The organism is Cellulomonas sp. P2_B4 (assembly GCF_056404795.1).
On sequence record NZ_JBFUDI010000001.1, the window covers coordinates 517,167 to 540,633 of the forward strand.

A 23,467-nucleotide genomic window follows, 5' to 3' on the forward strand; every position below is an offset into this window, starting at 1 on the left:
GGTCATGAAGATCTTCATCCAGGTTCCCTGCCTCAACGAGGAGGCGACGCTCGGTGCCGTCCTCGAGTCGATCCCGGCCGTGATCGAGGGGGTCGACGAGGTCGAGATCCTCGTGATCGACGACGGCTCCACCGACCGCACGGTCGAGGTCGCGCGTGCCCTGGGCGTCACGCACTTCGTGCACCACGCCCGCAACATGGGCCTCGCGCGCTCGTTCCGCGACGGCGTCGACTACGCGCTGGCGCACGGCGCGGACATCGTCGTGAACACGGACGGCGACAACCAGTACCCGCAGGACCGCATCCCGGACCTGGTGCGCCCGATCGTCGAGGGCCGCGCGGACATCGTCATCGCCGACCGGCAGACCTCGACCATCGCGCACTTCTCGCGGTTCAAGAAGCTCATGCAGCGGGTGGGCAGCCGCGTGGTCAACGGCGCCGCGGACACGGACCTGCCCGACGCGGCGAGCGGCTTCCGCGCGTACTCGCGGGCGTCGTTGCTCCGGCTGAACATCGTCACCGACTTCAGCTACACGATGGAGACGATCATCCAGGCCGGCCACAAGCGGCTGAGGATCGAGAGCGTCCCCGTCGAGACGAACGCCGAGACCCGCGAGTCGCGGCTCTTCACGTCGATCTACCACCACATGTTCAAGTCGGCGTCGGCGATCGTGCGCAGCTACCTGATGTTCAAGCCGTACGTCATCTTCGCGACGTTCACCGTCGTGTTCGGGCTGCTCGCGCTGATCCCGTTCGTGCGCTTCGCCGTGCTGTGGATCTCCTCCGAGGGCCAGGGCGGGCACGTCCAGTCCCTGATCTTCGGGTCGATCATGGCGGTCGCCGCGCTGCTGTCGCTGTCGCTCGGGGTGCTCTCCGACCTGCAGCGCGTGAACCGGGTGCTGCTCGAGGACCAGCTCGAGCGCATCAAGGAGCTGCAGTACCGCCGTTGACGGGGGTCAGCGTGCCGTCCTCGTTGATCGTCGCCACCCAGAGCTCGGACTCCGTCTCGTCGGCGCGGTAGGGCAGGTTCTGCAGGCGCTCGCGCCACGACGTGATCGTCGTCGTGCGCAGCGGGTCGGGGACGATGCCGTCCGGCCAGGCGACCGACCGGGGCACGAACGTGACGACCTTGACGTCCTGGCCGCCCCACGCCTGCCGGATGGCTTGGAGGTCCGTCCTCGACAGGAACTCGAACGACCGGACGACCTCGACGTCGCACACCGTGCGCAGCGTGGCCAGGTACGGCGGTGCCGCGTTGGTGGACTGCACGTAGACGACGGGGTCGTCGCCGATCGCGGCGCAGGCGGTGTGCAGCTCGGGGAGCCGTCCGTCCTGCTCGACCGAGACGATGTCCGGACCCCAGGTGAGGGCGGGGAAGACGGCGACGACGACCGCGCCGACCACCGCGCACATGCGCAGGAACTGCGACCGCATGGACCAGAGGGCGTCGAGCGTCACGGCTGCGGCGATCAGGAACCCGGGGATCGTCACCGGCAGGAACCGCCGCATCGCCCAGATCTGGTCGGGCGTGATGTTCACGGCCCACAGGTAGAGCAGCGACGGCGCGACGACGACCCCGAACACGAGCGCGAGCCGGGGGTCGCGTCGGGCCACGACGCGGTGCAGGACGATCGCCAGGCCGACGGCCGCCAGGACGACCATGGGCCACCCGTAGTACCAGGCGTGCCACGACAGCGACGACTCGTCATAGCTGCGGGTGGAGTCGATCGCCATGTGGGCGTTCTCCTGCAGCGTCTGGACGTGGTGGGAGTAGCCCGTGTGGGCGGGCACGTTGTGGTTGACCATCCACAGCGGGCGGCTCGCGAAGAAGACGGCCACGACGCCGACGACGACGGCTCCGGCGCCCGCGAGCCCCTGCTTGTGCGCGAGCACCCAGCGGCGGGCAGGGTCGAGCCGCGCGAAGAGGCCGAGCGCGACGACGACCACCACGGCCAGCACGAGCACGCCGATGAGCGAGGTGAACTGCTCGTAGTGCTCGAACAGGTACTCCTCGCTGTAGAGGCGCAGGTCGAGATAGCCGAGCAGGACCATCGACAGCGCGGCACCGGCGACGAGCCCGAGGGCGACGAGCTGGCGCCGCCGGGTGCGCGGCGGGACGGCGGCGGCGGCGGTCAGCCCGATCCCGGCGACCAGACCGACCACGGACGCGGCGCCGTCGATGCGGACCAGGGCGGTCGCACCGATCATCGCGCCGGCGATCGCGTAGCGGGGCGACGACCGTGTCTCGATCGCCGACCACGCCATGGTCAGCCCACCGAAGAGCAGCGCCATCGCGAGCGGCTCGGTGTACGCGGCGCGCGAGAAGACGACCATCGGCATGGACAGCGCGAGGGCGACGACCGGGACCAGCGCGAGCGCGGGGCGGACCATCCGGCGCGCCAGGGCGAAGACGGCCAGCAGGCCGACCGCACCGATCACGAGGTTGGCGCGCATGACCGCCGGCTCGCCGCCGGCCCAGCCGGCCAGGCCGAGCATCCCGGGCAGCAGCTTGGCGCCCTGCACCTGCAGCGTCCCGCCCACCTGGTCGTACGCACCCGTCGCCGCGGACAGCCCCGGGATCACGTGCTGGACGCTCGCGGCCGCGCCGATCGGGATGTCGGGGGAGGCGTGGCCGGTGAGCCAGAGGCCCTCGAGGGTGAGGAAGCCGGGGTCGCGCCAGACGGTGATGAACGTCGACGCGAACGGGATGTTGAGGCCCAGCCACACGACGGCCGCACCGAGCGCGGCGCAGGACGCGACGAGGTGCGCGCGTGTCGCGGGGAGCGCCGCGGGCGTGAACCGCCACGTCGCGACGATCATGACGGCGAGCAGGGGGAGCACGACGTAGGGCCGGAACTGGGAGACGAGGACGCAGACCGAGACGACCAGCGCCGTCCAGAACAGGAGCATGACGATCCGGTCGGGCAGGCCGACGACGACCCGGGCCCAGCGGGCGGGCTCCGGCGGAACGGGCGCGGGCGGGCTCGCGAGCCGTTGCGGCTCGGCGGTGCTCGTGCTCGAAACGTTCACGTACGGGGTCTCGTCTCTCGTCGGCGGCTCGGCACCCGCGACCCTATCGGCGCTGTCTGTGGGCTCATTGATCATCGCCGAGCGGTCGGCTCGGTGCTCGCCGAGCCAGGACCGTGCGGTGCCGCTTCTCGGCGAGCACCGCCGCCCCGGCGGACAGGAAGTCGCCGGCGATCATGAGCGCGCGGCTGACCAGCGCGAGCGCGAGCGCGGTGGACCGGTCCATGACGGGGGCCAGGGCGAGCACGAGGGCGGCCTCGCGCGCACCCGCGCCGGCCGGCAGGAACACGATCACGAACCCGACCACCCAGGCGAGCGCGTACGCGCCCGTGGTCAGCAGGCCGAGGTTGGCCGCCGAGACACCCGAGCCGGCCGCGAGCAGCCACAGGTGCGCCCCGAATGCGACCCACATGACCAGCGCCCACGCCGCGGACCGCAGCAGGGTCGCGCCGGAGATCTCGTCCCCGCCGGGGCGGCGCAGCACCCGACGCGCGAGTGCCATGACCCGGTTGAACACCGCCGGGACCAGCATGGCGATGCCCGCGACGGCGACGAAGAGGAGCCACCAGTACGCGCGGACGGCGTCGGCCGACGCGATCGACAGGGTCGACCCGGCGACGGCGATGCCGACGACGAGCCCGACCACCAGCTGCGTCAGAGCGGCGGACGCGGCCCGGCTGCGCGGGACGCCGTACTCCGTCGACAGCTCCGCCTGCGCGAGGACCGGCCACACGCTCCCGGGGATGTACTTGCCCAGCTGGCTCAGGAAGAACACGCGCGCGGCGGCGGGGACCGGCAGGTGCGACCCGAGGCCGGTCAGGACCGCACGCCAGGACAGGGCCGCGGCCACCAGCCCGACGAGCACGAACCCGAGCGAGGCGGCGATGCTGGCCGCGTCGAGCCGCCGGACCGCGTCGACGATCTCGGACCACTGCCCGACGACGAAGACGACGACGAACCCGACGACGAGCGCGACGGCCGCCGCCTTGACCCACCACGCGCGGGTCCGGCGAGGGGTCGGGGTCGGCTGCACCCGACGATCGTAGGGGCGGCGGAACGGGCACCCGTGCCGCCGGTACTGTCCGGTCCATGTCCAGCGTGCTCTTCGTGACGAGGAAGTTCCCGCCGTCGGTCGGCGGGATGGAGACCCTCGCGGCCGACGTCTGGCACGCGCTGGACGGCCACGACGCACGGCTCGTCGCGCACGGCGGGTCGAACCGCGCCCTGCCGCTGTTCCTCGTGCGGGCGGTGCTCGCGACGAGACGCGCCCGGCGGGACGTCGACCTGGTGCTCGCGGGGGACGTGCTGATGTTCCTGGCCCTGCGCGCGTTCGTCCGGACCGGGCGGCTGCGGCTGTCGACCATGGCGATGGGCAAGGACGTCGTGTGGTCGCCGCGCCCGTACCAGTGGCTCGTGCGACGGTGGCTGCCGGACGCGCACCAGGTGGTCGCGATCAGCCAGGCGACGGCGGCCGCGACGCTCGACGCGGGTGTCCCGCGGGATCGTGTCGAGGTGGTCCGCCTCGGCGTCGAGGTCCCCCCGGCGACCGACCGGGCCACGGCCCGCCGCGAGCTGCACGCGAGGCTCGGGGTCGACCCCGGGACGGTCGTGATCGCGACGCTCGGCCGGCTGGTCCGCCGCAAGGGTGTGGCGTGGTTCATCCGCGAGGTGCTCCCCGGGCTGCCCGAGGGGTGCGTCTACGTCGTCGCCGGCGACGGCGAGGGCCGGGCGGACGTGGTCGCGGCCCGTGCCGCGCTCGCGGATCCGCACCGGGTCCGGCTCCTCGGGCGCGTGGACGACGCGGGGCGCGAGCTCCTGCTGCGCGGCTGCGACCTGTTCGCCCAGCCCAACATCCCGGTCGACGGCGACATGGAGGGCTTCGGGCTTGTCGCTGTCGAGGCGGGCATGCGCGGACCCCTGGTCGTCGTCTCGGACCTCGAGGGCCTGCGGGACGCGGTCGTCGACGGCGAGACCGGCATCGTCGTGGCGGCGCAGGACGCGGACGCGTGGGTGCGCGAGATCGGCGCGCTCGTCGAGGGGGACCGGCTGGAGCCGTTGGCCGAGTCGTTCGCGAGCCGGTGCCGCGACCTGTACAGCCGGGACCGGATGGGTGCCGAGCTCCGGCGGCTGATCGGCGTCTCCTAGGAGACGGTGATGCGCTCCGACGCCACCAGGCGGGCCGCGCGGTCGGGGTCCGCCGCCAGGGCGTGCGCGAGGGCGTCGTCGACGAGGACGACCGACCCGCCCCGGGCGAGGACGCCCAGGACGCGTGCGACGTCCTGCGCGGACGTGCGACCGGGCCCGGCCGCGACCAGGACACGCTCGCCGGCCCCCTCGGGCTGACCGTCCAGCGCCCACGCGACGAGCTCGCCGTGCGTCGGACCGGGGTCGAGGGCCGGGTCGGAGGGCGCCGGCGTGGGCGCCCAGCCGATGACGTCGCCGTAGGTCATGACCGCCGCGGCTGCGTCGATCGCACCGGGGGGCAGGTCGCCCACGAAGCGCCGGGCGAGCGCCGGCAGGCTGACCGCGACGAGCTGGGCACCGTCGGCGTGCTCGCCGGGGGAGTCCGTCACGACGACCTCGGCGCCCGTGCCACCCGGCAGGACCACGCACCCGCCCGCGCGCCACACGGCGAGCTGCCAGACGACCGTGCGCCAGTGCGTCGGCAGGTCGAGCAGCACCCGCGTCCCGGGCTCGACGTCGAGCTCCTCGACCAGCAGGTTCGTGGACTTCGAGACCCAGTTCTCCAGCACGGCTCCGGACAGCTCGACGCGGTCTCCGTCGGCCGCGTACCAGGTGATCCTGGGCCGACCGGGTTCGCGGGTGAGCAGGGCGAGAAGGTCGGCGATGGTCGTCGGAGGCACGCGGCAACCCTACGGCGACACGCCCGGCGCGCCGGAATCGCCGAAGTTCACCCGGCAGAACCGGGCAAATACCACCTGCCCGCTTGACCAACGCGAACGACACGCGTGTAATTCCATAGAACGGATTCAATCGAGACATCAGTTCGTCACATCCGTTGGTCGTACCCGGCACGACGAGTCCATCCACACAGCAGTTCCATCCGCAGCAGCACCCAGCACCACACAGAACACCGCACGGAGGCACGCATGTGGAACTTGCTCGACAACGACGAGATCTTCCCGTCGGACGCACGGAAGGCTGCACAGACGCAGGCCTCCAACGTGCTGCCGATCTTCGGTGCCCTCGAGGACGAGGGACCCATGGGATGGCAGGAGCGCGCGCTGTGCGCTCAGACCGACCCGGAGGCGTTCTTCCCTGAGAAGGGCGGCTCGACGCGCGAGGCCAAGAAGGTCTGCACGGGGTGCGACGTCCGTTCCGAGTGCCTCGAGTACGCACTGCAGAACGACGAGCGCTTCGGCATCTGGGGCGGCCTGTCCGAGCGGGAGCGGCGCAAGCTCAAGCGGCGTGTCGTCTGACCTTCACAGGTCGTCGGCGCGTGTCGCTCCCGGGCTCACGCAGGCGCTGCCGCACGATGTTCCGAGCATGACTGACACGCTCCAGCCCGTGGACGTCCCCACGGCGACCTCCTCGACACCGGTGACGACGCCGGTGTCGGCCGTCGTCGTCACCCACGGCCGCACCCCGTACCTCGAGACGACCCTGACCGCGCTCGCGGCTCAGACGCGTCGTCCGCTGCGCGTCTTCCTGGTCGATGTCGCCCAGGTTCCCGACGAGGCGGTCGAACCGGCGTTCCGGCGCATCTTCGGCGCCGTGGTGGACTCGCCCACGCCCGCGCTCCACCTCGCGCACGCCCCCGGCGCGCGCACCTTCGGGCACGCCGTGCGTCGCGCGCTCGCGAGCGAGGTCGGGCCCACGACGAGCTGGCTGTGGCTCCTGCACGACGACAGCGCACCCGCCGAGACCGCGCTCGCCGAGCTGTTCCGCGCGGTCGGTCGCGCACCGTCGGTCGCCGTCGCGGGCGTCAAGCAGCGCACCTGGACGGACCCCGAGCGGCTCCTCGAGGTCGGTCTGCGGACGTCGCGGTCCGGCCGTCGGATGACCGACGTCGAGCCGGGCGAGCTCGACCAGGGACAGCACGACGGTCGCGACGACGTGCTCGGGGTCGGCCTGGCCGGCGCCCTGGTGCGTCGCGACGTCTGGGACGACCTGCGCGGCACCGACCCTCTGCTCGGACCCTTCGGGGACGGCTTCGACCTCTCGCGGCGGGCCCGCCTGGCGGGGCACCGCGTGATCGTGGTGCCGACGGCCGTGGTGCGGCACGCACAGGCCGGCTATCTCGGGCTGCGTACCACCGACGGGGCCGGCGCGATCAGCGTGCCGACCGACCTCGACGGGGACGGCGAGGACGACGCCGCCGACCCACGCCGCTCGTTCGACGCGCGCCGCCGGGCGCTCGTGCACAGCCGGCTCGTCTCGGCGCCCGTGCTGCTCGTGCCCGTCGTGGCGATCCTCGCGCTGGTCGGGGCCGTGGTCCGGTCGCTGTGGCAGCTGGCCGCGAAGCAGCCCGGGCTCGCCGTCGACGAGCTGCGCTCGGCCCTGGTCGCCGTGGCCCGGCCGGCCGGCGTGGTCCGCGCCCGCGCCCGCGCCACCCGCACCCRTCGCGTGCCGCGCCGCGCCCTGCGCCCGCTGCAGGCCGGCCTGCGCGACGTGTGGTCCCAGTCGCGCGACCGCCGGCTCGCGCGCGCGGAGGTCCGTCGGGTCGTCCAGGCGCCCAGCGAGCTCGAGCTGCGCGAGCTCGCTGCCCTGGCGACCAAGCGCCGCACCACGCTGGCCGTGCTGGTCGGCGGGCTCGCGATCGTCACCGCCGTCGCCCTCGGTTCGCTGGTCGCACCCGTGGTCGGCGGCGCGCAGCTCGTCGGCGACGCGCTCGTCCCCACCACCGCGCGGCTCGGTGAGCTGTGGAGCGCGGCGACGTCCGGCTGGGTGGCCGGGGGGCTGGGGACCCCGGGGCCGGCCGACGCGCTGCTGACCGTGCTGGTCGGACCGACGGCCGCGACCGGTGGGTCGTCGTCCGCGGCGGTGGGTCTGCTGCTGCTCGGCTCGATCCTGCTCGCCGGGGTCGGCGCCTGGGCCGCTGCGGGCGCGGTGACGCGATCCGTGGGCGTCCGCGCATGGGCCGCCGTGGCGTGGGCCGCGGCGCCGGCGCTCCTGCTCGGACTCGGCGCGGGCCGGCTCGGCGCGGTCGTCGCACACGTGGCGATCCCGTGGGTGGGCCTGGGGGTCGCGCGTGCCGTCGGGGTGCAGCGCGTCGACCAGGTGCTCTCGGGGTTGGCGACCGCCCGGCGGGCCGACGACGAGGACGTCGACGCCGACGGACCGGCCGCGGCCGCCGAGATCCCGCACCCCCGCCTCGCGACCGACTCCGGTCAGACGCCCGCCGTGCCGCTCGCTCGCGTCGGCGCCGCCGACCCCACCGGCTCGATCGCCGCGGCCGCAGGTGCCGCGCTCGCCTTCGCCGTCGTCGTGGCCGGGGCGCCGGTCCTGCTGGTCCCCGGTGTGCTCGCGCTCTGCGTCGTCGCGCTGTGCGCCCCGCGGCGCCGCGGACGCATCCTGCTCGCGACGATCCCGGCGATCGTCCTGCTCGCCCCGACGCTGCTCGAGGCGGCCCGGCGGGGAGTGCCCGGCTGGCGGCTGCTGGTCGCCGACCCCGGGCTCCCCGTCCCGACCGGCGCGTCCGACCCCGTCAGTCGCCTGCTCGGCGTCCCGAGCGACGCCGGCGCACTCGTCGGCCCCGGCGTGCCGTCGGGGATCGCCCACGTCCTGCCCCTCGCCCTCGGCGCCGTGGTGCTCCTGCTGGCCGTCCTCGCGCTCCTGCGCGGCGCGCCGGTCGCGCGGGCCGTGCGTGGTGCCTGGGCGGTCGCCGTGATCGGGCTGGCGACGGCCACGGTCGTGGTGGCTGTGCCGGTGGCGGTCGACGACGGCTCGCTGGTCCGCGGATGGTCCGGCCCCGCGCTCTCCCTGGCCGGAGCGGGTCTGCTCGCGGCGGCGCTGATCGGCACCGACCGGCTGCGCGAGCGGCTCGGAAGCTACACGTTCGGCGTCCGCCAGCTGCTCGCCGCTCTGCTGACGCTCGTCGCGGTGGCCGTCCCGCTCGTCTGGCTCGGCTCGTGGACGTGGCAGGCACGCACCGGCGACGCCGTCGCGCTGCGCACCCTCGACGGGCCGATCGTCCCCGCGGTCGGCCAGCAGGCGCAGGAGTCCCCGTCGTCGTCCCGGGTGCTGGCGGTGAGCGCGGCACCCGAGCAGGGCGGCGGCGCGACCGCGACCTGGCAGCTCATGCGCGGTGACGGCCCGGCCCTGGTCGACCAGGCCGCCGCGGCATGGACGCGCACCGTCGAGGGCGACCTCACCGCCCCGACGCCGACACCGGCCGACGCAGCCACGCAGGAGGTCGACGCGCTCGTCGCGCGCCTCGCGACCGCGGCCAGCGGCGACGTCGCCGGCGAGCTCGGCTCGCTCGGCGTCGCGGACGTCCTGGTCCCCACGCTCCCGGAGCCCGTCTCCGACGACAGCGCGGCCCGGGCCGCCCGCGACGAGCTGGTCAGCCGGCTGGACGCCACCGCGGGGCTGGAACGCGTCACCGCCAACGCCGCGGGAACGCTCTGGCGCGTCCAGGCGACCGCTCCCGGCGCCGGAATCGCCGCACCGGTGGTCGTGACCTCGTGGGCCCGGCTGCTGCCCTCGGGCGCCGACGTCGCCGACCCCGCCGCTCCCGCGGTAACCGTCCCCTCGGCGGACCGGTCGGTGGACACCACCGTGCCCGCGGGCGACGCCGGCCGGCTCCTGGTGCTCGCCGAGCGCGCCGACCCGCACTGGCACGCCTCGCTCGACGGCGAGCCGCTCCGCTCCCTCGAGGACGGATGGCGTCAGACGTTCGACCTCGGCGCCGGCGGCGGTGACCTCGTCGTGCACTACGACGACCCCGACCGGACCCCGATGCTCGTCGTCCAGTCGCTCGTCCTGCTCGTGACCCTGCTGCTCGCGGTGCCGGTCCGCCGGCGTCGCGGCGGCCGCACCTGGAGCGGACGCTCATGACCGACCCCCAGCCCTCCCGCTCGCGCGTCTGGCTCGGCCGGACCGCGCGCGCCGCCTCGGGCCTCGTCGTGCTCGGGCTCACCGTCGTGGTGGTCGCCGCCGGTACCCGCGCGCCCCAGGGCGACGACACCGCGGTCCCCGCGACGCGGGTGCCCGTGCCGCCGTCGGCCACGACGCTCGTCTGCCCGGGGCCGCTGATCCTGCCCGACGACACCGGCCGCGGGGACTCGGCGTTCGACCCGACGCCCGTGGACCCGATCACCACGGTCGTCGCCGTCACCGCGTCCCCGAGCGGCGTCGGGTCGCTCGCGCCCCTGGACCGCTCGACCACCTGGGCGGCGCTGGAGGCCGACGGCAGTGCCGTCCAGGCTCCGGCGCCCGGGCCCTCGATCGTGCGCGCCGAGCCCACCGACGTCCCGGCGCGGGTCGCCGCGGCCGTCGGCAGCCTGGTGAGCGCGGGCGACCTGCGCGGGCTGTCCGCGGCCTCGTGCCAGCAGCCGGTCGCCGACGCGTGGCTCCTCGGCGGCGCGACGGACCTGTCGAGCACCGCCCAGCTCGTCCTCGACAACCCCGGCACCACGCCCGCCGAGATCGCGCTCGAGGTCTGGGGACCCAACGGCCAGGTCGACCTGACGGGCGAGCGCTACCTGGTGGCGCCCGGGACCTCGCGGGTGATCGTGCTCGGCGGCATCGCGGCCGAGCAGCGCCGGCTCGGGCTGCACGTCGTCGCGACCGGCGGCCGCGTCGGGGTGCACGTCCAGGACTCGGCGCTCGACGGCTTCACGCCGGGCGGGACGGACCTGGTCGTGCCCGGTGCGGCGCCGTCGACGCGGCAGGTCGTCACCGGCATCTCGGTGGTCGACTCGACGGTCGACGACCCGAACGCACCCGCGCTGCGCGTGCTGGCGCCCGGCGACGCCGCGACGACCGCCACGGTGACGCTGCTCGGCCCCGGCGGGGTCATCGACCTGCCCGGCGCCGAGTCCGTCTCGCTCGCGCCGGGCGAGGTCACCGACGTCCCGCTCGGCGGTCTGCCCGCGGGGGCCTACACGGCCCTCGTCGACGCCGACGTGCCCGTGATCGCGTCGTCGGTGATGTCCCGGCCGGGCTCCCTCGGGGAGCTCGACGACACCCCGAGCGTCGAGCGTGCCTGGGCGGCCTCGACCGTCCCCGGCCGCAGCGGCGTCGCGGCGCTGCCCGCCGGCACGCAGGGCACGCTCGTGCTCGCGGCGGTCTCGAGCGCCGACGACGCCGAGGACGGCGGCTCGGCCACGGGCAGCCTGCGGCTCCTCGGGGCGGGCGGCGCCGTGCTGTCGGAGCGCACCGTCACCATCCCGGCCGGCACGACGAGCTCGTGGACGCTCGACGAGCTGGCGGCAGGCACGGGCGAGGTGGCGCCGCACGACCCCGCGGCCGCACCGGCCCCCCGCTCCGACGTCGCCGGCGTCGACCTCGTCACGGACGACGGCTCGACGGTCTCGCTCGCCTGGGCGCTGGTCGCTCAGGTGCCGCAGGCCGACGGCACGGTCCTCTTCTCGGTCCTGGACCCGGTCCCGGTCCCGCGCACGGCGCCCGACGTCCCCGTCCGGGAGGACCCGCGGCTGGGCACGCGCTAGCGACGGTCAGGACGCCGCGCGCAGCTCCGAGCGCTCGCGCAGCCGCAGACCGAGGACGGCCGCCTGGCGGACCGGCCACTGGTACCAGTGCGGGTAGCGACGGCCCACGTAGCGGGCGGCGCTCGCATGGTGCGCCGAGATCATCCGGGCCGGCTTGGCGCGCCAGGAGGTCCCGCCGACGTGCGTCACCCTCGCCTGCGGCACGTAGAGGTTGGTCCAGCCCGCGCGGCCGAGGCGGTCGCCCAGGTCGACGTCCTCGAAGAACATGAAGTAGTCGTCGTCGAAGCCGCCGACCGCCTCGAACGCCTCGCGCCGCACCAGCAGGCACGCGCCGGAGAGCCAGCCCGCGGCCCGCTGCTGCCCGGTGCTCTCCTGCTCGGCCCGGTACCGGCGGGTCCACGGGTTGCCGGGCCACACCCGCACGAAGACCGCGTGACCGGCACCGTGCGTGAGCGACGGCAGCGCCCGCGCGGACGGGTAGACGGTGCCGTCGGGGTTGAGCAGCGCCGGTCCCGCCGACCCGGTCCGCGCGTCGGCGGCCGCGGCTGCGACCAGGACGTCGAGCGAGCCGGGCTGCCACTCGAGGTCGGAGTTCGCGACGACGAGCCAGGGCGACTCGCACCCCTGCGCGCCCGCGTTCGCGCCGCCCCCGTAGCCGAGGTTCGCGCCCGTGACCAGCAGTCGCGCACCGAACTCGTCGGCGACGGCCCTCGAGACGGACTGGTCGGTGCCGTTGTCGACGAGCACGAGCTCGACCGGCTGGGTCGACGCGGTGGCCAGGGTGCGGGCGAACGTCGCGAGCTCGTCACCGGGATGGAAGACGACGCAGACGACGCGGACGGCGGGCGCAAGGACAGGGTTCGGGACAGCGGGGCTCATCGTCCGGACAGGTTAGTGCGCGTCGCGATAGTCCGGGTCCACGTCGTCCGGGGAGCGGCCGAGCATGTGGGCCACCTGCTCGACGACGACGTCGCGCACCAGGTCGGCCATGTCGAGCGCGTCGCCGGCGCGCGACTCGACGGGGCGGCGGTAGATGACGATCCGGGCCGGCAGGCCGGCGTCCGCCGGGAAGTAGCGCCCGAGCGGCACCCCGCCGCGCTCCCACGGCGCGGGGTTGGACGGCGGAACGTCCTCGACCGCGAACTCGGTGCCGGACAGCTGCTTGGCCCAGCGGCGCTCGATCCGCTCCACGGCGTCGAGGACGAGGTCGTCGAACCGCTCCGCACGGGTGCGGTAGGCGGGCATCGAGCTGGGCATGAGTGGTCCTCGCGGACCCCGGCCGCGCCGGTCCCGACGGCGGACCGGCTGCACCGCCACGGAGGGCAGCGCCATGGTCCGTCGACCGGCTCCGGCGGTGCGCCGGGCGGGTGGTGGGGGCGAGGTGCTCACGCCTGAAGTCTAGATCGCCCGCCGACGTCGGCGTGGGGGAGCGCGGCGTGTCGGGAGCCGGGGGTACCGTCAGCCCGTGAGATCTGTGAGGCAGTGCACGCGCACGGCGTGCGGCCGTCCGGCGGTGGCGACGCTGACCTACGTGTACGCCGACTCGACCGCGGTCCTCGGCCCCCTGGCGCAGCAGGCGGAGCCGCACTCGTACGACCTGTGCATGGAGCACGCGGAGCGCCTCACGGCCCCGCGCGGCTGGGAGGTCGTCCGGCTGACGCCCGAGTTCACGCCCGCGGCGCCGAGCCGCGACGACCTGCTCGCTCTCGCCGACGCGGTGCGCGAGGCGGGCCGACCACCCGAGCAGGAGCCGCTCCCCGAGGCGGTCGGGTCCGTGCTGGCCGAGGCACCTCGCCGCGGTCACCTGCGGGTGCTGCGAGGAGAGGGCTGACGTGGCTCGTCGCAAGGGGGAGGCGGCTCGTGCGCGGGCTCAGCAGGCGGCCGAGCCTCTCGGGTCGATCAGCCAGCCCGGCGGGCCGGCGGTCCCGGGCACCGAGGCGTGCCTGCGCTGCGGCGAGACGCAGATGACGCGGATCCGGATGGCGCTGGCCTCGGGCCGGCAGGTGCTCTTCGTGTCCTGCCCGGCGTGCGAGCAGCGGAACTGGTTCCCGCTCGACGGCAGCGGCGCGCCGCTGTCGCGCGACGAGGTCATGGGTACCGATCCCGCGGAGTAGAGACGCCTGAAGCGCACGCCCCGTGCCGGGTAGCATGACGCCCGTGACCTCCCCTGCAGCTGACCGTGTCGATCTGTCTGCCCTGATCAAGGCGTACGACGTCCGGGGTGTCGTCCCCGAGGAGCTGAACCCGGCGGTCGCGCGAGCGATCGGTGCCGCGTTCGCGGACGTCGTGGTGCTCCCGGAGGCCGACGGCCGACCGCGCGTCGTCATCGGCAACGACATGCGCCCGTCCGGACCCGAGCTCGTCGCCGCCTTCGCCGAGGGCCTCGCGCTGCGCGGCGTGGACGTGGTCCGCATCGGGCTGGCCTCGACGGACGGCCTCTACTACGCGTCGGGCGCGCTCGACATCCCCGGCGCCATGTTCACGGCCAGCCACAACCCGGCGCAGTACAACGGGATCAAGCTCTGCCGCAAGGGCGCGCGTCCCGTGGGCCAGGACAGCGGGCTGACCCAGGTCCGCGAGCTCGCGGGCGACTACCTGGCGAGCGGCGAGATCCCGCAGGTGGGCCCCGAGGACGTCGGGAACATCACCGACCAGGACATGCTCACCGACTACTCGGCGTTCCTGCGTTCGCTCGTGGACCTCTCGGGCATCCGGCCGCTCAAGGTCGTCGTCGACGCGGGCAACGGCATGGGCGGCTTCACCGCCCCGGCCGTGCTCGGTACCGGAGCGGGCCTGCCCGAGCTGCCGCTCGACGTGGTCCCGCTGTACTTCGAGCTCGACGGCACGTTCCCCAACCACGAGGCGAACCCGCTCGAGCCGGAGAACCTGCGCGACCTGCAGGCGGCCGTCGTCGAGCACGACGCGGACATCGGCCTGGCGTTCGACGGCGACGCGGACCGCTGCTTCGTGATCGACGAGCACGGCGACCCGGTCAGCCCGTCGGCGATCACCGCCCTCGTCGGCCTGCGCGAGGTGGCCCGGGAGCTGGCCGAGGGCCGCACGCCGACGGTGATCCACAACCTGATCACGTCGCAGGTGGTGCCCGACCTGCTCGGCGCCGCGGGTGCCAAGACGGTCCGCACGCGCGTGGGCCACTCGTTCATCAAGGCGCAGATGGCCGAGAACGAGGCGGTGTTCGGGGGCGAGCACAGCGCCCACTACTACTTCCGCGACTTCTTCTTCGCCGACACCGGCATGCTCGCCGCGCTGCACGTGCTCGCCGCCCTCGGCGGCCAGCCGCACCCGCTGTCGGCGCTCGCCGAGCAGTACCAGCCGTACTCGGCGAGCGGCGAGATCAACTCGCGCGTCCTCGACGTGCCGGCCGCCCGCGCGCGGGTGGTCGACGCTTACGTGACGCAGCAGGGCGCCGGCCCGGTGGTGGTCGACGAGCTGGACGGCCTGACCGTGTCGCACTGGGACGGGCAGCCGCAGTGGTGGTTCAACCTCCGCGCCTCCAACACCGAGCCGCTGCTGCGCCTGAACGTCGAGGCCGCCGACGAGGACATCATGGAGAAGGTGCGCGACGACGTGCTCGCCCTCGTCCGGCAGGACCAGTCATGACCGACGACGGCCGGGTCCTCGAGCCCTGGGCACGTGACCTGCTCCGCTGCCCGGTGACCGGCGCGACCCTCGTGGACGGCGTCGGACCGGACGGCGAGCCCACCCTCGTGTCGACCGACCCGGAGAACCCGCTGGCCTATCCCGTGCGCGACGGCATCCCGGTGCTGCTCGTCGACGAGGGTGTCCCGGTCGGACGCGGCTGATGGCGCACGAAGGCGGCGGCACCCGGGCCATCCTCGCGGCCCTCGCGGCCAACCTCGGCATCGCCATCACCAAGTTCATCGCGTACCTGCTCACGCTCTCCAGCTCGATGCTGGCCGAGTCGGTGCACTCGCTCGCGGACTCGGGCAACCAGCTGCTCCTGCTGGTCGGCGGCAAGCGGGCGCGGCGCGAGGCGGACGTCGAGCACCCGTTCGGCTACGGCCGCGAGCGGTACGTCTACTCGTTCATCGTCTCCATCGTCCTGTTCTCGCTCGGTGGCCTGTTCGCCCTGTACGAGGCGTGGCACAAGTGGCAGGACCCGCACCCCATCGAGGGTCGCTGGTGGTGGGTCCCGCTGGTCGTCCTGGGCGCGTCGATGGTGCTCGAGGGCTTCTCGTTCCGGACGGCGATCAAGGAGTCCAACCACGTCCGGGGCAAGCAGTCGTGGGTCTCGTTCATCCGGACTGCGAAGGCCCCCGAGCTGCCCGTCGTCCTGCTGGAGGACTTCGGCGCCCTGATCGGCCTCGTGCTCGCGTTCTTCGGCGTCTCCCTGACGCTGATCACCGGCAACGGCAAGTTCGACGCCCTCGGCACCGCCGGTATCGGGCTCCTGCTCGTGCTCATCGCGATCGTGCTGGCGCTGGAGACCAAGTCGCTCCTGCTCGGGGAGTCCGCGACCGTCAAGGACGTCGAGGCGATCAACCTCGCGCTCGTCGGCCCCGGCGTCACCTCCGTGATCCACCTGCGCACCCTGCACCTGGGTCCGGAGGAGCTGCTCGTCGCCGCCAAGATCGAGGTCGACGGTGCGACGAGCGCCGCGGACGTCGCGGCGGCGATCGACGCGGCGGAGCAGCGGGTGCGCGAGGCGGTCCCGATCGCGCGGGTCATCTACCTCGAGCCGGACCTGCGACGGACCGTCGAGACCACTGTCTGACGCGTCCGCCCGCGGCTAGCATGGCCGGGACGGCGTGGGTGATGCCCGCAGACCCAGAGGGGTCGCGCCGGCGTGCGGCTCCCTCGTCCCGAGGGTCGGCCCCGCCCTGCCCACCCGTCAGGAGTGCCATGTCCACGTTCTGTGAGGTCCCCGGCCGCTACAAGGTCCGCGACCTGTCCCTGGCCGAGGCCGGCCGCCACCAGATCCGCCTCGCCGAGCACGAGATGCCCGGGCTCATGGCGCTGCGCGCGGAGTTCGGCCCGACGCAGCCCCTGGCCGGCGCACGGATCGCGGGCTCGCTGCACATGACCGTACAGACGGCGGTGCTCGTCGAGACCCTCGTCGCGCTCGGCGCGCAGGTGCGCTGGGCGTCCTGCAACATCTTCTCGACGCAGGACGAGGCGGCAGCAGCGATCGTCGTCGGTCCCGCGGGTTCGGTCGAGTCGCCGGACGGCGTGCCGGTGTTCGCCTGGAAGGGCGAGTCGCTGCCGGAGTACTGGGACTGCACCGAGCAGATCCTCGTCTGGCCCGGCGGCGACGGGCCGAACATGATCCTCGACGACGGGGGCGACGCGACGCTGCTGGTGCACAAGGGCGTCGAGTACGAGGCCGCCGGTGCCGTCCCGCCGAACCCGGTGCCCGGCGACGCGGACTACTCCGAGGAGCTCACGGTCATCCTCGACACGCTGCGCGCGTCTCTGGCGGCCGACCCGACGCGGTGGACGTCGATCGCCGCGCGGATCAAGGGCGTCACCGAGGAGACGACCACGGGCGTGCACCGCCTGTACCAGCTCGCCGAGGCGGGCGGGCTGCTCTTCCCCGCGATCAACGTGAACGACTCGGTCACCAAGTCGAAGTTCGACAACAAGTACGGCATCCGCCACTCGCTGCCCGACGGGATCAACCGCGCCACGGACGTGCTGATGGGCGGCAAGGTCGCGTTCGTCGCGGGCTACGGGGACGTCGGCAAGGGGGCCGCCGAGGCGTTCCGCGGGCAGGGTGCCCGGGTGATCGTCTCGGAGGTGGACCCGATCTGCGCGCTGCAGGCGGCCATGGACGGCTTCCAGGTGGCCCGGCTCGACGACGTCCTCGACCAGGCCGACTTCTTCATCACGACGACGGGCAACAAGGACGTCGTCTCGGCCGCGCAGATGGCGGCGATGAAGGACAAGGCCGTCGTCGGCAACATCGGGCACTTCGACAACGAGATCGACATGGCCGGCCTCGCGGCGGTCCCCGGCATCACGCGGACGGAGATCAAGCCGCAGGTGCACGAGTGGACGTTCCCTGCCGACGACACGCGGCCGGAGAGGTCGATCATCGTGCTGTCCGAGGGCCGCCTTCTCAACCTCGGCAACGCGACGGGCCACCCGTCGTTCGTCATGAGCAACTCGTTCTCGAACCAGGTGATCGGCCAGATCGAGCTGTTCACCAAGCCCGACGAGTACGCCCGCGAGGTCTACCGGCTGCCCAAGGTTCTCGACGAGAAGGTGGCGCGGCTGCACCTCGACGCGCTCGGGGTCCGGCTCACCGAGCTGACCAAGGCGCAGGCTGAGTACCTCGGGGTCGACGCGGCGGGCCCCTACAAGCCGGAGCACTACCGGTACTGAGCTCAGTCGAGCGGGTCCGGGATGCCGTGCGGGAGACGGTGCAGCTGCGACGCCTCCACGAAGTCCCGCTGCCCGGCCCTCTGCAGCGCCACGTACTCGCGGTTGCGGCGCTCGGTGAGCACCGCGGCGAGGAACGCCTCCGGGTGCGTGCCCGGCGGCGGCAGCGGGTTGACGTAGCGCTCCAGCTCGGTGCTGAGCCGCGTGCCGAGTTGGACGCGCGAGGTCGGGTGCAGCGTCGCGGTGCGGCCCAGGAACTGGCGGGCGGACAGGGCGAGCGCGTCGGGCAGGCGGGCGATGTCCGCGCTGTGCGCCCACCCCGCGAGGTGGGGCGGCATCATCATCGGCGCGCGCTGCGGGGCGCTGCCCCGGACGCGGACGGCGTAGGTGCCGGCCAGGATGTCCCCGACCCGCTTGCCCTGCGGGTTGACGGTCGACGTGATCAGGGCGACCGATCCCAGGGTGAGCCAGAGCTCGACGATGCCGACCAGCGCCCGGACGAGCGACTGCCGGAACACGATCGGCCCACCGTCGTCGCGCACGATCCGGATGCCGACGGCGAGCTTGCCGAGCGACCGACCGCGCGTGAGCGTGTCCACGGTCGTCGGGATGATCACCATGATCGTCGCGATCGTCACGACGAACGTGATCCGCGCGGTCTCCTCGTCGGTCGAGAGCAGGGCCGAGACCGGGATGAACACGATGAAGACCACGATGCCGAGCACGACCAGGTCCAGCAGGGCCGCGAGGAGCCGGGCGACGGACGACGTGGGTCGCGCGTCGAGGACGACGCCCTCGCCGATGATGATCCCGTCCATGAAGCCCCCGTCCGTGCGGCCCGCCCCGGTCGGGCTCCTGCGGCAGAGTAGCCGCTGCACGGGGGCTCGGGATGGCAGGCTGTGCGCATGGACCTCGATGCGTACGAGCGGGCGCGCGCCGGCGCGTGGGCACGGCTCGACGAGCTCGCAGGTCGGCGTCGCCTCACGGGAGCCGAGGCCGACGAGCTGGTCCGGCTGTACCAGGCCGCCGCCACCGACCTCTCGGTGATCCGCTCGAGCGCGCCGGACCCGGTGACCGTCACCCGGCTGTCGCAGCTGGTCGCGCGCGGTCGGGCGGCGATCGCCGGTTCGCACCAGGCGGGGTGGCGGGACGTGCGGCGGTTCCTTGTCGTCTCCCTGCCTGCGGCGCTGTACCGCATCCGCTGGTGGACGGTGGCCGTGATGCTCGGCTTCATCGTCCTGGCGACCGTGTCGGGGGTGTGGGTGGCCACCCAGCCCGAGGCCCTCGCGCTCATGGGCACGCCCGCGCAGCAGCAGCAGTACGTGGACCAGATGTTCGAGCAGTACTACGACCCGGGCGCGGGGTTCGCGGCGATGGTCTGGACCAACAACGCCTGGCTCACGGCGGTCTGCATCGGCTCGGGGATCACCGGCGTCGGCCCGCTGTTCTTCCAGGTCAGCAACGCGATCGCCGTCGGGTCGACCGGCGGCATGATGGCGGCGCACGGGTCGCTCGACGTGTTCCTCCAGTCGATCGCCCCGCACGGCCTGCTCGAGCTGACGTCGGTGTTCGTGGCCGGTGCCGCCGGGTTGAAGCTCTTCTGGACCTGGTTGGTCCCGGGCCCGCGCACCCGGTCGCGGGCGCTCGCCGAGGAGGGCCGCGCCCTGGCCACGGTCGCGATCGGGCTCGTCGGCACCCTGGCCGTCTCCGGCGTCATCGAGGGCTTCGTGACGGGCTCGACGATGCCGTGGGCCGTGAAGATCGCGCTGGGCGTGCTCGCGGTGGGCGCGTTCTGGGTCTACACGATCGTGCTCGGCCGCCGCGCCGTGCGCGACGGCGAGACCGGCGACCTCGAGACGGACCGGGCCGGGTACACGCTCGCGATGGTGGGCTGACCTCGTTCAGTCGACGACGACCACGCGATGGTCGTCGGCGTCGTCGGCCATGAACCGCACGAGCCCCTCGGCCTCGTCCTCGAGGCGACGACGGTCGGCGACCGTGACGGGCGCGAACGGGCGGACCGTGAGCGTCGCGGGCTGACCACGCTCGCGTGACACGGCCCAGGTGCCCGCCACCCGTCCGTCCAGCAGGAACGTGGCCGGGATGACGCCGTTCGGGCTGCCGAGCAAACGGCGGTGCTCCTCCGAGACGATCCGGGTGCGGTCGGCGTGGCCGAGCAGGACGTTGTCGTAGTCCGGGAGGAAGCGCACCGGCGCGGGCGTGCCCGGGTCCGGCAGCAGCCCGTCGGGCACGTCCAGCAGCTCGCGTGGCCGGACGCCGCCCGGTGCCGGCTCGGCGCGGTAGCGCACGAGCCGGTCGCCGAGCCGGTCGACGACGGCACGCAGCCCGCCCAGACCCGACCAGCTCTGCACGTCCGCGACCGAGGCCGGGCCGAAGGCGCGCAGGTACCGCAGCACGAAGCGCTCCTGCTCGCGGGCGAGCACCTCCGGGTCGGACAGGTCGGCGGACGCGGTCCCGAACCAGGTGTCCGCCGTGGTCCAGGTGGTCGCGCCGGAGCGGCCCCACACTCCCCGTGGCGGCACCTGGACGAGCGGCAGGGTCCCGCGGGCGGCGTAGGCGAGCGTGCTCGTCGCGATGTCCGGCCAGCGTTCGGCGAGCAGACGGCCGAGCTCGGTGGTGACCCGCGGCTCGTCCTCGACCAGGGCGCGCGCGGCGGCCGTGACCTGTGTGACGTCCAGCGCCCGGAGCGCCGTGGAGTGCTGGGCGTTGACCAGCAGGTCGCGCACGTAGATCGGCGCGACGAGGGCCGGCAGGAGCAGCGCGTCGTCGCGCGTGACCAGGTGGATCGTCCCGCGCATGACGGCGATGCGCGTAACCGTGCGGTCCCAGAAGGCGTCGCCGAGCTCGGCGTGCCGGAAGCCGGCGACCCGGCTCCACAGCCCCACGTAGGGCGACCAGGCGTTCTGCGCCTGCTGGCCGACGAGGTGCTCGACCACCTCGAGCGCCGGCCCGTCCCGGCGGTCCAGGAGGTGCTGCCGGGCGAGGAGTGCGCGGTTGAGCTGGGCGGGGGAGAGCAGGTCCCCGGGAGCTGGTGCGGCCACCGTCAGAACGTATCCGCCGCCGCCCACATGCTCAGAGCCGCCCCGCCGCCTTGAGCGCGAGGTAGAGGTCGGCCAGCTGGGGGGCCAGGTGGTCGGGCAGGGCGTCCAGGACCTCGACCCCGCGCTGGCGCAGGCGCACGGCGACGGCGGCGCGCTCGAGGCCCACGCGCTCCGCGGCGGCGGCGTCGAACATCGCGGCCGCGTCGTCCCGGGCCGTGCGCAGCGCGTCCACCTCGGGGTCGGCGACGGAGGCGAGGACCACCTGGTGGCGTTCGGTCAGCTGGTTCACGACGCCCAGGAGCCCGTGCTCGACGGCCGCCGGGTCCAGCGCGCTCAGCAGCACGACGAGGGCGCGCTGGCTCAACCGCTGCCGGACCTCGGACACGATCCCCGGCCAGTCGGCCTCGATGAGCTGGGGCTCGGCCAGGGCGAGGGCGTCCGCGAACGCCGGCATGACCCGCGGCCCGCTCTGACCCGCCACCCGGCCGCGGACGGTGCGGTCGTAGACCACCAGCTCGACCCGGTCGCCGGCGCGCGTCGCGAGGGCGGCCAGCAGCAGCGCGGCCTCGATCGACGCGTCGATCCGGGGTGCGTCCTGCACGCGGACCGCCGAGGTCCGGGAGGTGTCCAGGACGATCAGCACCCGGCGGTCTCGCTCGGGACGCCACGTACGCACGACCACGTCCGCCCGCCGGGCGGTCGCCCGCCAGTCGATCGAGCGCACGTCGTCGCCGATGACGTACTCCCGCAGCGAGTCGAACTCGGTCCCGGGTCCGCGCACCTGGACCGCGGCGCGGCCGTCGAGCTCGCGCAGCCGGGCCAGGCGGCTCGGCAGGTGCTTGCGGGACGCGAACTCCGGCAGCACGCGCAGGCGCCCGGGCACCGTCAGCGAGGCCTGGCGCCCGGCGAGGCCCAGCGGTCCGACGGTGCGGATCGTCACACGGTCCGCGTGCGCGTCGCCCCGCCGCGACGGCGTCAGCGTCGTCGTCACCCGCCGTCCGTCGCCCGGCGCGACGACGATCCGGTGCCGGTTGTCGTCCGCGCCGGTCGACGGCGGCCACGCGTCGCGCACGAGCGCGCGCAGCCGCCGACGACCCAGGTTGGTCAGAGTCAGCGTCGAGCGCGCGGACTCGCTCAGACGCACCGACGAGGGGACGTCCCGGCTGACGGCGACCTGCCGCGGCGACGCGGAGAGGACCGTGTCCAGCGCGCACGCAGCGATCACGAGCAGCGTCCACAGCAGCACCGTGCCCGTCGCGGGCAGCAGGACGACCGCGAGGATCCCCGCTGCCGCGAGCGCGACCGCGCGCCACGTGACCGCCATCAGCGCTGCCTGTTCGTCGTCGTCATCGTCGGGACCGCGACGTCATCGAGGGACGGGCACCGACGCGAGGACCGTGTCGAGCACGCTCTCGGTGCTGACGCCCTCGAGCTCGGCCTCGGGTCGCAGCTGGACCCGGTGCCGCAGGGTCGGGTGCGCGAGCGCCTTGACGTCGTCGGGCGTCACGAAGCTGCGACCCGAGAGCCACGCCCACGCCCGGGACGTGCCCAGCAGCGCCGTCGCACCGCGCGGCGAGACGCCCAGCGAGAGGGACGGGGAACGCCGCGTCGCCCGGCACAGGTCGACCGTGTACCCGAGGACCTCCGGGGCGATCTGCACCTGGGCCACCTCGGCGCGCGCCGCGGCGAGCATCGAGGCGGACGCCACGGGCCGCACCCCGGCGGCGCGCAGGTCGCGCGGGTCGAAGCCCGCGGAGTGCCGGCGCAGGACCTCGATCTCCTCGTCGCGCTCCGGCAGGCCCAGCACCAGCTTGAGCAGGAAGCGGTCCAGCTGGGCCTCGGGCAGCGTGTAGGTGCCCTCGTACTCGACCGGGTTCTGCGTGGCGATCACCAGGAACGGGTCCGGCAGCGGACGCGGCGTGCCGTCGACCGAGACCTGCCGCTCCTCCATGGCCTCGAGCAGCGACGCCTGGGTCTTGGGCGGCGTGCGGTTGATCTCGTCGGCGAGCAGCAGGTTGGTGAACACCGGGCCCTCGCGGAACGAGAACTCAGCGGTGCGCGCGTCGTAGACGAGCGAGCCGGTGACGTCGCCGGGCATGAGGTCCGGGGTGAACTGGACGCGCTTGGTGCTCAGGTCCAGGGCGGCCGACAGGGTCCGCACGAGCAGCGTCTTGGCGACGCCCGGGACGCCCTCCAGCAGCACGTGCCCGCGGCACAGCAGCGCGATGACGAGGCCGCTGATCGCGGCGTCCTGCCCGACGACGGCCTTGGACACCTCGGCGCGCACGGCGCCCAGGGCGGCGCGCAGCTCCTGCGACGGGCCGGACTGAGCGGGTCGCGGGGCGGCAGGGGCCGGCGGCGCGGGTGCCGGGGCGTACCC

At 74.2% G+C, this 23,467-nt stretch carries 21 protein-coding genes; 12 read left to right on the plus strand and 9 right to left on the minus strand.

Annotated features, from left to right (window positions below; all coding sequences use genetic code 11):
- The first annotated feature begins 4 nt into the window (after positions 1 to 4).
- Positions 5 to 949, plus strand: a complete 945-nt coding sequence (locus tag AC1DZC_RS02410; RefSeq protein ID WP_477042108.1) for a glycosyltransferase family 2 protein — start codon at positions 5 to 7, stop codon at positions 947 to 949.
- Here the strand turns inward: AC1DZC_RS02410 and AC1DZC_RS02415 are convergent.
- Both AC1DZC_RS02415 and AC1DZC_RS02420 read right to left on the minus strand, forming a co-directional pair.
- Positions 924 to 3,029 (minus strand): hypothetical protein, encoded by a 2,106-nt coding sequence (locus AC1DZC_RS02415; protein ID WP_477042109.1) that lies wholly within the window; start codon positions 3,027 to 3,029, stop codon positions 924 to 926. The two genes, AC1DZC_RS02410 and AC1DZC_RS02415, sit on opposite strands and share 26 nt — an antisense overlap.
- Positions 3,030 to 3,093: 64 nt before the next feature.
- Positions 3,094 to 4,059: a lysylphosphatidylglycerol synthase transmembrane domain-containing protein gene (locus AC1DZC_RS02420; RefSeq protein WP_477042110.1), complete on the minus strand. Its 966-nt coding sequence runs from the start codon at positions 4,057 to 4,059 to the stop codon at positions 3,094 to 3,096.
- 56 nt (positions 4,060 to 4,115) lie between these two features.
- Between AC1DZC_RS02420 and AC1DZC_RS02425 the strand changes: the two genes are divergently transcribed.
- Positions 4,116 to 5,171, plus strand: coding sequence for a glycosyltransferase family 4 protein (locus AC1DZC_RS02425; RefSeq protein ID WP_477042111.1), 1,056 nt, complete (start codon positions 4,116 to 4,118; stop codon positions 5,169 to 5,171).
- Here AC1DZC_RS02425 and AC1DZC_RS02430 read toward each other — a convergent pair.
- Positions 5,168 to 5,890 carry a TIGR03089 family protein gene (locus AC1DZC_RS02430; protein WP_477042112.1) on the minus strand — a complete coding sequence of 241 codons (723 nt, stop codon included), beginning with the start codon at positions 5,888 to 5,890 and terminating at the stop codon, positions 5,168 to 5,170. The two genes, AC1DZC_RS02425 and AC1DZC_RS02430, sit on opposite strands and share 4 nt — an antisense overlap.
- A gap of 246 nt (positions 5,891 to 6,136) precedes the next feature.
- Between AC1DZC_RS02430 and AC1DZC_RS02435 the strand changes: the two genes are divergently transcribed.
- From AC1DZC_RS02435 to AC1DZC_RS02445, 3 genes are all read left to right on the plus strand, one after another.
- Positions 6,137 to 6,466: a WhiB family transcriptional regulator gene (locus tag AC1DZC_RS02435; RefSeq protein ID WP_028050199.1), complete on the plus strand. Its 330-nt coding sequence runs from the start codon at positions 6,137 to 6,139 to the stop codon at positions 6,464 to 6,466.
- A 67-nt stretch (positions 6,467 to 6,533) separates the two neighbouring features.
- Positions 6,534 to 10,046 (plus strand): glycosyltransferase, encoded by a 3,513-nt coding sequence (locus AC1DZC_RS02440; protein WP_477042113.1) that lies wholly within the window; start codon positions 6,534 to 6,536, stop codon positions 10,044 to 10,046.
- Entirely contained in the window at positions 10,043 to 11,662 is a 1,620-nt protein-coding gene (locus AC1DZC_RS02445; protein ID WP_477042114.1) for a DUF5719 family protein, read from the plus strand. Before AC1DZC_RS02440 ends, AC1DZC_RS02445 begins: the two co-directional genes overlap by 4 nt.
- Positions 11,663 to 11,668: 6 nt before the next feature.
- On the opposite strand, the gene AC1DZC_RS02450 is transcribed toward AC1DZC_RS02445, so the two are convergent.
- Positions 11,669 to 12,541 carry a glycosyltransferase family 2 protein gene (locus AC1DZC_RS02450; RefSeq protein ID WP_477041067.1) on the minus strand — a complete coding sequence of 291 codons (873 nt, stop codon included), beginning with the start codon at positions 12,539 to 12,541 and terminating at the stop codon, positions 11,669 to 11,671.
- A gap of 12 nt (positions 12,542 to 12,553) precedes the next feature.
- On the minus strand, positions 12,554 to 12,919 hold the full coding sequence (locus AC1DZC_RS02455; protein WP_477042115.1) for a metallopeptidase family protein: 366 nt from the start codon (positions 12,917 to 12,919) through the stop codon (positions 12,554 to 12,556).
- Between the two features lie 208 nt (positions 12,920 to 13,127).
- Here AC1DZC_RS02455 and AC1DZC_RS02460 point away from each other — a divergent pair, with 208 nt between their 5' ends.
- The 6 genes from AC1DZC_RS02460 (at position 13,128) to ahcY (ending at position 18,028) form a co-directional block, all read left to right on the plus strand.
- Positions 13,128 to 13,493, plus strand: coding sequence for a DUF3499 domain-containing protein (locus AC1DZC_RS02460; RefSeq protein ID WP_477042116.1), 366 nt, complete (start codon positions 13,128 to 13,130; stop codon positions 13,491 to 13,493).
- Position 13,494: 1 nt separating this feature from the next.
- Positions 13,495 to 13,776 carry a hypothetical protein gene (locus tag AC1DZC_RS02465; RefSeq protein WP_477041070.1) on the plus strand — a complete coding sequence of 94 codons (282 nt, stop codon included), beginning with the start codon at positions 13,495 to 13,497 and terminating at the stop codon, positions 13,774 to 13,776.
- Positions 13,777 to 13,810: 34 nt separating this feature from the next.
- On the plus strand, positions 13,811 to 15,283 hold the full coding sequence (locus tag AC1DZC_RS02470; RefSeq protein WP_477041079.1) for a phosphomannomutase/phosphoglucomutase: 1,473 nt from the start codon (positions 13,811 to 13,813) through the stop codon (positions 15,281 to 15,283).
- Positions 15,280 to 15,486 (plus strand): Trm112 family protein, encoded by a 207-nt coding sequence (locus AC1DZC_RS02475; protein WP_477041071.1) that lies wholly within the window; start codon positions 15,280 to 15,282, stop codon positions 15,484 to 15,486. Before AC1DZC_RS02470 ends, AC1DZC_RS02475 begins: the two co-directional genes overlap by 4 nt.
- A complete protein-coding gene (locus tag AC1DZC_RS02480; RefSeq protein WP_477041072.1) occupies positions 15,486 to 16,418 on the plus strand; it encodes a cation diffusion facilitator family transporter in 933 nt (310 codons plus the stop codon). The genes AC1DZC_RS02475 and AC1DZC_RS02480 overlap by 1 nt, the downstream gene beginning before the upstream one ends.
- Before the next feature lie 128 nt (positions 16,419 to 16,546).
- Positions 16,547 to 18,028: an adenosylhomocysteinase gene (ahcY, locus tag AC1DZC_RS02485; protein WP_477042117.1), complete on the plus strand. Its 1,482-nt coding sequence runs from the start codon at positions 16,547 to 16,549 to the stop codon at positions 18,026 to 18,028.
- A 2-nt stretch (positions 18,029 to 18,030) separates the two neighbouring features.
- On the opposite strand, the gene AC1DZC_RS02490 is transcribed toward ahcY, so the two are convergent.
- Positions 18,031 to 18,843 carry an RDD family protein gene (locus AC1DZC_RS02490; protein ID WP_477042118.1) on the minus strand — a complete coding sequence of 271 codons (813 nt, stop codon included), beginning with the start codon at positions 18,841 to 18,843 and terminating at the stop codon, positions 18,031 to 18,033.
- Between the two features lie 87 nt (positions 18,844 to 18,930).
- Between AC1DZC_RS02490 and AC1DZC_RS02495 the strand changes: the two genes are divergently transcribed.
- Positions 18,931 to 19,920 carry a stage II sporulation protein M gene (locus AC1DZC_RS02495; protein WP_477041075.1) on the plus strand — a complete coding sequence of 330 codons (990 nt, stop codon included), beginning with the start codon at positions 18,931 to 18,933 and terminating at the stop codon, positions 19,918 to 19,920.
- Positions 19,921 to 19,926: 6 nt separating this feature from the next.
- On the opposite strand, the gene AC1DZC_RS02500 is transcribed toward AC1DZC_RS02495, so the two are convergent.
- The 3 genes from AC1DZC_RS02500 to AC1DZC_RS02510 form a co-directional block, all read right to left on the minus strand.
- Entirely contained in the window at positions 19,927 to 21,087 is a 1,161-nt protein-coding gene (locus AC1DZC_RS02500; RefSeq protein WP_477042119.1) for a winged helix DNA-binding domain-containing protein, read from the minus strand.
- Positions 21,088 to 21,118: 31 nt separating this feature from the next.
- Positions 21,119 to 22,411 carry a DUF58 domain-containing protein gene (locus AC1DZC_RS02505; RefSeq protein ID WP_477042120.1) on the minus strand — a complete coding sequence of 431 codons (1,293 nt, stop codon included), beginning with the start codon at positions 22,409 to 22,411 and terminating at the stop codon, positions 21,119 to 21,121.
- Between the two features lie 42 nt (positions 22,412 to 22,453).
- Positions 22,454 to 23,467, minus strand: a 1,014-nt coding sequence (locus tag AC1DZC_RS02510) for an AAA family ATPase (RefSeq protein ID WP_477042121.1), incomplete at its 5' end; no start/stop codon positions are given.